At 68.0% G+C, this 9296-nt stretch carries 10 protein-coding genes and 1 pseudogene; 5 read left to right on the top strand and 6 right to left on the bottom strand.

The window, feature by feature from the left end; translation table 11 throughout:
• Positions 1–453: pseudogene (locus tag QZV72_RS09595) on the top strand (aminotransferase); the annotation flags it as partial.
• Between the two features lie 6 nt (positions 454–459).
• Here QZV72_RS09595 and QZV72_RS09590 read toward each other — a convergent pair.
• Both QZV72_RS09590 and QZV72_RS09585 read right to left on the bottom strand, forming a co-directional pair.
• Positions 460–972, bottom strand: a complete 513-nt coding sequence (locus tag QZV72_RS09590) for a hypothetical protein (RefSeq protein WP_297007844.1) — start codon at positions 970–972, stop codon at positions 460–462.
• 51 nt (positions 973–1023) lie between these two features.
• Positions 1024–1953: a hypothetical protein gene (locus tag QZV72_RS09585; RefSeq protein ID WP_297007841.1), complete on the bottom strand. Its 930-nt coding sequence runs from the start codon at positions 1951–1953 to the stop codon at positions 1024–1026.
• Positions 1954–2219: 266 nt separating this feature from the next.
• Here QZV72_RS09585 and QZV72_RS09580 point away from each other — a divergent pair, with 266 nt between their 5' ends.
• The 4 genes from QZV72_RS09580 to QZV72_RS09565 all read left to right on the top strand — a co-directional run bounded on the left by QZV72_RS09580 (position 2220) and on the right by QZV72_RS09565 (position 6374).
• Positions 2220–2570, top strand: coding sequence for a hypothetical protein (locus QZV72_RS09580; RefSeq protein ID WP_297007838.1), 351 nt, complete (start codon positions 2220–2222; stop codon positions 2568–2570).
• Positions 2571–2575: 5 nt separating this feature from the next.
• On the top strand, positions 2576–3115 hold the full coding sequence (locus tag QZV72_RS09575) for an RNA polymerase sigma factor (RefSeq protein ID WP_297007846.1): 540 nt from the start codon (positions 2576–2578) through the stop codon (positions 3113–3115).
• 78 nt (positions 3116–3193) lie between these two features.
• On the top strand, positions 3194–4597 hold the full coding sequence (locus tag QZV72_RS09570) for a hypothetical protein (protein WP_297007836.1): 1404 nt from the start codon (positions 3194–3196) through the stop codon (positions 4595–4597).
• 1 nt (position 4598) lies between these two features.
• Entirely contained in the window at positions 4599–6374 is a 1776-nt protein-coding gene (locus tag QZV72_RS09565; protein ID WP_297007833.1) for an Hsp70 family protein, read from the top strand.
• On the opposite strand, the gene QZV72_RS09560 is transcribed toward QZV72_RS09565, so the two are convergent.
• From QZV72_RS09560 to QZV72_RS09545, 4 genes are all read right to left on the bottom strand, one after another.
• The gene (locus QZV72_RS09560) at positions 6371–7024 is read right to left on the bottom strand and encodes a hypothetical protein (protein WP_297007830.1); all 654 of its coding nucleotides are present in this window, start codon (positions 7022–7024) and stop codon (positions 6371–6373) included. The genes QZV72_RS09565 and QZV72_RS09560 overlap by 4 nt on opposite strands.
• A gap of 4 nt (positions 7025–7028) precedes the next feature.
• A complete protein-coding gene (locus QZV72_RS09555; protein WP_297007828.1) occupies positions 7029–8303 on the bottom strand; it encodes a hypothetical protein in 1275 nt (424 codons plus the stop codon).
• The gene (locus QZV72_RS09550; protein WP_297007825.1) at positions 8300–9001 is read right to left on the bottom strand and encodes a hypothetical protein; all 702 of its coding nucleotides are present in this window, start codon (positions 8999–9001) and stop codon (positions 8300–8302) included. The genes QZV72_RS09555 and QZV72_RS09550 overlap by 4 nt, the downstream gene beginning before the upstream one ends.
• Positions 8998–9296 (bottom strand): hypothetical protein (locus QZV72_RS09545; RefSeq protein ID WP_297007822.1); only part of this gene is annotated, 299 nt, incomplete at its 5' end. The genes QZV72_RS09550 and QZV72_RS09545, both read right to left, overlap by 4 nt.

Below are 9296 nucleotides of genomic sequence, written 5' to 3'. Positions count from 1 at the left end.
GAGGACGCCACGGGTGACCGTCACGAGCGGCTGCGTACCTCGCTGCCGGCCGCGGAAGAGTACATGCACTCCCTGGCCCGGCACCTGGTCGACGGGCTGCGGGACTTCGGCGTGGTGCACGTCATTGGTGTGACCGGTGAAGACGACGGCTACGGCCATGCCGGGAGCCACGGGTCGCTGGGCTCCTTCGACAGCGCCTACGGCGACAGTTACAACTCGGTCGACCGGGTGCCGCGGGTGAGTTTCCTGGTGCCCGGCCTGTCGGCGTCCAGTGTGGTCGAGCGGCTGCTCGACAACGGGGTCGTGGCCCAGGTCGTGGGACTGGAGGACAGTGCCCTGTTCGACCAGATGGGTGTCGCGGAGATGGGCGGCGCGGTGTGCGTCGGCTTCGCGCCGCACAACACCCGCTACGACGTGGACCAGCTGGTCCGCGTCGTCGGCGGGATGGTGTGACGGGTCCTACGCGGTAGCCGGTGCTGCGGCGTTCTCATCCGTGCCCGAGTCAGAATCCTCGATAATCAGGCCGATGAATCCGACGACGATCATGACGGCGGACAGTACCAGCACGATCCAGAAGGCGGGTGCCAGGGAGAAGTCCATGGTTCCGTAGCCGTCGACAGACATCTCCTCAGGGGAGCCGCCGATGATCGTGTTCTTCATGAACAGGGTGATGACGGTGAGGATCGCGGTGACGGCACCGGTTCCCATGAAGGCGATGTTGGCCTCGTCGACGTCGTCATGGCACTTGCCGATCACGATCATGCCGATGACCAACGCGGCGACGATCACATAGCCGAAGGGGAAGCCACCGATCTCGCCGAAGGTGTCCGGGACCCAGACCTCGCTGCCGTTTCCGCGACCGTTGAGGGTCATGCCGAGCGCATTCCCCTCGAAGTCGGTGAGGGTGAACCAGGAGATCTTGTAGACGATGAATGCGGTGATGACGGGGAAGATGTAGCGGAGGAAGCTCATGGTGTGGCGGTCCTTTCAGGACGTCAGGGAGTGCAGGGGGATAGCGGGGGATCAGGAGCTGTAGATGCCGAGGCTGTAGCGGTCCATCCACGGCTCGATGGCGGCGGCGCCGGCCATGGTGGCGTCCTCGGCGAAGCCGTAGCTGGTGACGCCGACCGCCCACCGGTCGCCGTTGGAGTCCACGGCCCAGACCGGGCCGCCGGAGTCGCCGTGGTCGGAGATTCCCTCGTAGAAGATGGTGTTGTTCTTCATCTCGAGGTAGCTGCCGCAGGACACGCCGGTGCGGAACCCGACCCGGCAGATCTGCGGGTTGTTGGCCTGCACCCACGCCTGGTCGACCCACCCTTCGAACCGTGGGTCCTCGAACGGGAGTTCAGCCTGGCGGGCGCTGTCGGTGACGTCGATGAGCGCGTAGTCGGACCCGTCACGGAGCAGGTCGCCGGTGGATTCCACGAACTCGCCGACCAGGGTGTCGTTACCGCGCTGGTCGCGGGTGTAGACGAGGTCACCCTTGGTGCCGCAGTGTCCGGCGGTGAGCATGTACTTCCGGTCGGCGGCCTCGGTGGTCGAGTGCACCAGCCAGCCGAAGGAGCAGGCACTGCCGGCACTGGTGATGTACTTTCCGCCGGGCATGACGACCCCCGGGGTCTCGAGGAACTCGAAGCCCTCGCTGCTGTGGAAGATCTTGGAGCGTTGGGTGGTGTTCGTGGAGCCGCCGTTGAGGGTGACGGAGCCGGACCCCTGCGCCGAATGCCCGGAGCCTGACGCTGACGTCGTGGGCGTCGCCGCCGGTGTCGGGTCAGGGGAGGGGGCGGCAGTGGTGGTCTCCGGTAACCGCGTGGCTGTGTCCGTCACGGTCACGACCACATCCTCCGGGGTGGATGACGCGGAGTTGTCTCCGCCGTCGCAGGCGGTGAGGGTCATGGCCAGTCCGACGGCGGTGGTGAGCACCGCGGCGGAGGTCAGGAAGTTGCGTCGCATAGGGTGCGCCTCTCATGTTCTGTGGAGCCTCTTGTGTGTCATGGATCAGACACGGCAGCTGCCCGGAAGTTCCCGCCGAGGGGAGAAATTTTTCAGAACATTCCAGGTCGCAGGTCTGGTCAATCGTGTTGGACACGGCAGAGGCCCGGTATGTTCCCCGGATGTCAGACTATCCGGATCGTGCGGAGGCGGGTGACGGGCCTGATGTAAGGTGAACCCGTTGAAGCACTGGTAGACAGCATGGACAACGGCAGAGGAGCCCCACGGTGACGCGACCAGACAACGGCGGTGACCAGTCGCCGGACCTTTCCAGCGAGTTGTGGGAGCCGCTGGGTGACGACGCTTTCGGGCGGATGCTCAGTGCCGCCATGGACCCGTTGGCCACGCCGATGGATCTTTCGGTGATTCCCGACGAGGATGAGGAACTTGTCGGGGATGACGACGTCGCCGGCGCGGAGGTCGGTCCGGACACCGGGGATTCCGACGATGACCTGTCTGACGACCTTGACGATCTCTTCGGCGATGACCTCGCTGGGGATTCCTCCGGGGATTTCTCCGGCGACGACGCAGGCGACGCTGATGACGCAGACGACCTCGCCGGGGGTGACGGGCTGTGATTCCGATGGAGGAGGAGCGGGAGCTCGTCGCCAGGGCCCGGGACCACGAGCAGGAGGCTTTCGTCTCTCTGGTGGAGGACGCCCGCGACCGTGTGTGGGGTGTGTGCCTGGGCATCACCGGCAACCGGCAGGACGCGGAGGACGCCATGCAGGACGCCATCGCCACCGCATGGCAGGGGTTCGACAGGTTCAGGGGGAACTCGCGCTTCTCGACGTGGCTGTACCGGATCGCCTCGAACATCTGCAAGAACAAGGTGTCGCGGCGGCGGGAGTACCCGGACAGTGAGGCGGGGGCTGATCTGGCGACGAACACCACCGACATCGGTGACCGGGTCGCGGACACCCAGGCGGTCCGGTGGGCGGTGTCGCAGCTCTCCGACGAGTTCCGGGAGGCCGTCGTCCTGCGTGAGGTCGCGGGTCTGGCCTACAAGGAGATCGCGCTGCACCAGGGCGTGAACATCCAGACCGTGAAGACGCGCATCCACCGCGCGCGGAAGGCGCTGCGGGACCTGCTGGGCGGGTCGGATGCTGTCCAGGTGAGCTGAGTGAGGAGGGGCCGGGGCCGGACCGGCGTGTGCTGGTCGATGGGGGTCGACCTGTCTGACAGTGACAGTGTCACGGCGGTGGTCTACCCCGCGGGCGTCACACTGTCGGTCCCCGCGACCGTGGAGCTTCCGGGTGGCCGGTTCTCACCGTTGCCGGTGATCGGTCGACAGTCGGTGGTGGTCGGGGACCAGTTGGTCTCTCCTGCCGCCGCACTCCGGGAGCTGGTCCGTGGCCTCGTCGGCAGCGCCAGGGAACAGGTTCAGGCGACCAGCTCCCCGAAGCACCTGGTGGTGCGGCACCCGCAGGAGTGGGACGCTTCCGTCAGGGCATCTCTCCGACAACTCCTGGTGGAGGCGGAGCCTGCCGCTGAACTGACGATGACCACGGAAGGCGACCTGGTCGCGGTGCTGGTGGCCCATGATGACCAGCGTCCGTCGTCGCGCCGGGTTCCCGGACGTCGGACCGCGGTGGCGCTCACCGCTGCCGCGGTTCTCGTGGTCGCGGGGGCCGGTGCCGGCGCGGTCATCTGGAGCAGCTCCGGGAGCGGTCCAGTGGAGGACGCGGCGGAGGTCTTCTACGACAGCACAGGTCACATGGACTGCCGGAACCTCTACACCGCGGTACCGGTTTCCATGGCCTACCGTGCGGGTTTCGGGGTGGACGCAGCCGACCTGTACGTGCGGATAATCGAGGAGGGCAGCGACCGCAGTTGCCCGGTCAACTACCGGGGCGTGCAGGTCACGGACGATATGACTCTTCTCCCGGAGCTCGTGGTCGCGTCCACGGACCGGGCCCCTGACGACGGGGCGGCGGATACCTACCGTGGGTGGTCGGTCACGGACCGGGGCGTGTCCACCGGTTCTGACAGTCACGGTTGGCTGACGGTCTCATTGCCGGAGGACCCCGCCAATGACGCACTGGTGGCTGCCGGTCTGGACGTTCCGGCCATGCTGCGGGAGATTGTCGACGGCATCGAGGACTCACGGGCACCGGTGGTGCGGTCGGGGACCACTCCGGCATTCCGTGAGGACGGCACCTTCAGCTGCGCTGCCTTCTACGACCGTCTGTCGATGGACGGGATCAGTGAGCTCGGCTACTACCCGCCGCTCGCCTCGGGCGCTCCGGGTGGGGTGGAGGCTGTCCTGGGAACGGACGGCCGCGGTTGCCTCATCGACAGCGCGGACTGGCGGGGCCCGATGGAGATCAGCGTCGGGGCCGACGACGCTGACGGCGGTGACGGGGAGCGACCATCGGACCTGGCAGGTTGGACGGAGTGGTGGCGGACCTCAGCGCCGGACAACGCCCGATGGGGGGAGTTCGAGGGTGAACCGTCAGCGAACGTCCGCACCTGCCGATCCGCCGCCGACTGCATCACCGTGACAAGCCACCGGACCCGTTTCACCAGCGACACGGAGGCGATCGCGGAGCCGGCGTTGCAGGTCGCGCGGTTGATAGAGCAGATCTCCGGAGAAGAGGACTGAGATGACTGAGCTGACTGAGCACGGCGGTTTCTGGACGTTGGCCATTGACCTGGGCACGTCCAACACTGTTGCCGCGGTGCGGACCGGCGACGGCCTACCCGGGATTCTGCAGTCGGTCCCCTCCACGGTCTATCTCGACGGCGGTTCGGTCTACGTCGGTGAGGCGGCTGTCAGCCATGCGGGGGAGAACCCCCTCGCCTTCCACCCGGCGCCGAAACGGGAACTCATCGAGGCCCCGGAGCGGAGGGAGGAACTGGTTCCGGTGCTTTCCGCCCTGTACCGGGAGGTGTACGGGAATGCTGTCGGGCACTGCGGTCCGGCACTGCCCGGGGAGATCGTCCTGACCCACCCGGCGGCGCTGTCGGACACCGGTGTCGATGTGCTCCGTCGGGCCGCAGTTGCCGCCGGCATCCCGGAAACGAGGATCCGGACAGTGACGGAACCGGCGGCGGCCGCGTCCTGGTACTGTCGTTTCTCCGATAATCCGGAGCGTCTGCTGGTGATCGACATCGGTGGTGGCACAACGGATGTCGCGCTGCTCCGTTTCACCAGTACGGGGCTTCCTGTCACCGTCTCGCGCGACGGCGACAACAGCCTCGGCGGACGCACCTGGGATCACCGGGTGATCATCGATGTGGCATCCCGACTGGACGACGGGGAACCGGAGCCCGGGACCGTGTCCATGCTCGGCTCACCGACACAGTATCCGTGTGTCCGGCAGGCCAGGGAGCGGCTGTCGTCGCAGGAAACAGTGACGGTTCCTGTCGCGGACGAGGACGCCGGCGTGGACGGCGGCGTCGACCTGACCCGGGAACATCTTGACCGGATCACAGCCGGAGAGCGCGAGAAGGTCCTCGCGCTCGTGGAGCGAGTCCGTCGCCGGGCACCCGGTTCGGTGGACGCGGTGATGACCGGTGGACTGGCACTGACCCCGGGGCTGCAGCGGGATATCGGGGCACAGATGCGCCTTCATCCGGTGGATGACCCGTTCTCCGCGGTGGCTGCGGGGGCTCTGCTCGTCGAGTGGCCGGACGAGAGGGAGAAGGCCGCGTCATCGACCGGCCCCGGGATCCCGTCCGTACTGTCGCACGGTTCCGGCGCGGCTGCCGGGGCCACTGTGTCGGCGGTGGACGACCGGTCCCGTCGGCGGCGCGGGCTCAGGACCGGCATCGCGGTCGGCCTGGCACTTGCGGTCGTTGTGGCCGGCGCCATCGTCGGAATCAATCGGTTCGGCGGCTCTGATGGCACCGGGACAGGCGCATCCCCGGAACAGGCGCCCGGACCGGTCTTCGACCCGTCTCCGGTCACACCGGTCGTGGTCACCGGGGATTCGGTGCTGCGCGAGAGCGCGGGGGCACACACGCTCACCTGCGGCAGGGTGGCAGATGCGCTGCTGTCGGAGCTGGAGGGGGCGGAGAGCCTGGTGGACGTTCCGACAGTGACCGGTATGAACGGCAACACCCGGTGCGCGTTGACAACCGGGAGCAGCGGACTGAAGGGGATCGCGCTGGAGACGTTCACACCGCGACGGTTCAGCGTCTTCAACAATTCCCGGAACCGCCAGTCACAGCTGGAGATCACCGTCCCCCGACCTGACCTCCCCGACTGGTACCGCATCTCGGACATCGGCGGGCTCCGTGCGAAGGAGAGCAGTTTCCTCTACGTGGCGGGAGCCGGCTGGTTGGTGATCACGGTCACGGGCCAGGAGCCCATCGATGCGCGGATCGGTGATCACCTCATGGGGCTCGTTGACCCCCTCATCGGGAGGGCGGGCTAGCGGGAGTCGCCACTGTGATCGATGTCGTAGTAGAAGCCCGCGCCGGACTGGTGGTTGGTCGGACCGTCGTTCTCGTAGCAGACGTCGGCTATTGAGGTTCCGACCAGTGTCCGGCCCTTCTCCAGGTCGCTGAGAGCAGCTTCCGCACACTCACGTGACGAGTCAAAGGGGCCGATGGCCGCGAGCTGGTAGCGGGGGACGGTGCCGGGCACCGTGAACGAGAAATCCTGGGCCGGCGGATCGGGAATGACGGGGGCTGGGCTGTCCGGCACGGGTGCCGCAGGCGCCGGTTCCGGAACCGGCGCAGCCGCGGTCGGGGAGGGGCGGACCGGGGAGTCCGACGACGACGGAGCTGGCGGAGCCGCGGGAGCCGCCGTGGCAGGAGCTGGGACAGGAGCCGTGACGGGAGCTGTGGCAGAGGCGGCGTCCCCGTCATTCTCCACGCCGAACAGGGCGTGGAGCAGTCCGTAGCCACCGAGGACGATCACCAGCGGTGTCACGAGGGCGAGTGCCCAGGCGGTGCCGCCGCTCCCGCGTCCTCCCGGAGCGGATCCCGGAGCGGATCCCGGAGCGGACGCCGGAGCGGCCGCCATCCCGGGTGCCGGCGACGGGGGAAACGGGCTCCGCTGGTGAGGGTCCTGAAAGGTCATGTGCTCAACTCTCCCACAGGCGGGCACCAGGTCGGTCGGGGGTGCCGTTCAGGGCGACTTCCGCCTCGGCGATCGCCCGGCGCAGCACCACGGACAGCGACGTCAACGCGGCCTCGACCACCGGCACCGTGAACCCGGTGAGCCGCAGATTCACCGACCTCAGAGCGTCACGGAGACCGTTGACCACGTCCACGTGCGCGGCAGCGGCGGGCACACCGGCGAGGTCGCGCAGGCTGTCGGACTCCACCGCCCGGGACACGGACCCGGCCTCGGCGTCCATCCCCTCCGCGGCGAGGCGCGCCACCTCAGGGAAGAGCCTGATCCGCCACGCCGCGGGACTGTCCGCGGCGTCCTCGAGAGCGGCGGAGACGGCTGCGGGATCGGCCGTCGCGAAGCGGAGCTGCCGGGCCTCCTCCAGGACCAGCGCCGCACGCCGGAGCAGCGCGGCCTGGGCCATCGGACCGAGCAGCAGTGCCCGGAGGTCACTGATTCCCGAGGCCTCCGTGAGCCATGCTCCGAGGTCATCGGGTGCGGAGCGTCCGTGCAGGACCCCGTAGGTCCCGAAGGTGACCAGATCATCGAGGACCACCGTCGGCGCGTCCCCGCGGAGCAGAGCGGTGGCCACCGCGCTTCCCCGGTAGGCCGCCAGCCGCGCGTGCGCCGTCGCGTCCGCCCGGCCCGCGGCGACCGCCAGCAACGGCGATACGGCGACCGCTGTCCGCCATACCGTGGCATCGCCCGCCAACGCATGGGCGTAGCTCCGGGCATCGGCCACCGGATCGGGCGATCCCAGGGACCCGGCGCCGAATTCATCGGCGCGTGAGACGACGAGCAGGGTTCCCAGCGGCCCGAACCCCGCGTCCCGCATCTGTGTGAGGTCCGCGGTCCCCGGCTCGCGGTCGACCAGGTGCAGGACGGCATCGGCGCAGGACGCGCAGTCGGGGCCGTCGCCGTCGACCAGGGTGAGGTTCTCCAGGGCACTCGCCGCCACGCGGTGGACGCGCACCGTGTCGGGCACTCCCGAGGGGTGGGGGCGGGTGGCGCTGCAGTACAGGGTCGGTGTGCGGTCTGCGGGGACGGTCGCACCCGTCAACGCGGACACCAGTGTGGACCGTCCGGTGCCCCCGCCGCCGGTGACCAGGAACCGTGGCGGCTCGGCCATGCGCCGACGCAGGTCCTCAACTTCCGCGGCGAGTTCCGGGCAGGAGCCGCGGACCGTGGACAGCACGTCATCGACATACGCGGCCACGGCGGACGCGGGGAGGGTCAGGAAGGTCACTGCTGCGCTGCGTCATCCAACGGACCCACCGCGTCCCGGGTGATCCGGAAGGTCCGTTCAGCAGGGTCCTCGTTCGGGCTGACGGGAGCTTCGCCGTCGACGCCGGTGATGTCGATGTGGTTCTCGTCCGTCATGTCGATGGAGATGGTGCCGCTCGGGGTGTCCAGTTCGTAGACCTTTCCGTGGGACAGCGTGGTGACCTCGGTCAGGGGACTGGCATCGGTCAGGAGCCGCTCATTGAGCTCGGTCTTCTCCTGGTCCGTTCCGGGGGTGAAGAACGAGCTGAAGGAGCCGAAGGGGTTCCCCTCAGGGTCAGTCCATTCAAGATCATCGCTGGTGCAGGAGACCGCCTCCGCGACCCCGGGATCCTCAAGAAGGCACTCCACCTTCTCCCCTCCCGCCATCTCGAGCACGTACTTCCCCGCCTCGATCTTGGTCGGCATCTCCTTGCCGAAGAAGGCGTAGGCCAGACCGTATCCGCCGAGCACGAGGACGAGCGGAACCAGGATCGTGAGGGTCCACCCCGCCGCGCTGCTGGGGCGCTTCCTCCGCTTCGGTTCCTCCTCGAGGAACCGGGGAGTGACGTTCGGCGGCGCCTGGCCGTTCATCACCTGTCCGTCGGGCATCTGCGGGCGCTGGAACCGGTCGTTCTGCTGGGGCTGGTACGGGGAATTGGTGAACGGTCCCTGGGTGGTCATGCGAGCATCTCCTTGATTCTTGTCAGATGTGCGACGCGGCGCAGTGCCAGGTCACGGGTGTTGTCGGCGTCCTTCTGGCCGGCGAGCAGAGAAGCCTTTGCCGCCGTCAGTTGTTTCTTCTCAGTTGAAACATACGCGGTGATGTCCTTCTGGTACTGGACCAGTACCACGGGACGGAGCTGATGGAAGACCTCATCGAGGTCACGGCTGAGATCCTGTCGCGCGGCAGTGGCGGTCTCGTTCAACCACGTCCTCAGGTTCCGGCGTCCTTTTCCCGCGGCCGTGTGCAGCAGAT

This window comes from uncultured Corynebacterium sp. (genome assembly GCF_902782855.1).
In the GTDB taxonomy this organism is placed as follows: domain Bacteria; phylum Actinomycetota; class Actinomycetes; order Mycobacteriales; family Mycobacteriaceae; genus Corynebacterium.
The sequence above is the reverse complement of the archived record's forward strand: the minus strand, read 5'-3'. Positions and strand labels throughout refer to the sequence as shown.

Coding starts and splice junctions, on each gene's coding strand:
- QZV72_RS09550 (WP_297007825.1), bottom strand. CDS start 9,001: ATGACCACCCAGGGACCGTTCACCAATTCCCCGTACCAGCCCCAGCAG.
- QZV72_RS09560 (WP_297007830.1), bottom strand. CDS start 7,024: ATGACCTTTCAGGACCCTCACCAGCGGAGCCCGTTTCCCCCGTCGCCG.
- QZV72_RS09590 (WP_297007844.1), bottom strand. CDS start 972: ATGAGCTTCCTCCGCTACATCTTCCCCGTCATCACCGCATTCATCGTC.
- QZV72_RS09575 (WP_297007846.1), top strand. CDS start 2,576: ATGGAGGAGGAGCGGGAGCTCGTCGCCAGGGCCCGGGACCACGAGCAG.
- QZV72_RS09585 (WP_297007841.1), bottom strand. CDS start 1,953: ATGCGACGCAACTTCCTGACCTCCGCCGCGGTGCTCACCACCGCCGTC.
- QZV72_RS09565 (WP_297007833.1), top strand. CDS start 4,599: ATGACTGAGCTGACTGAGCACGGCGGTTTCTGGACGTTGGCCATTGAC.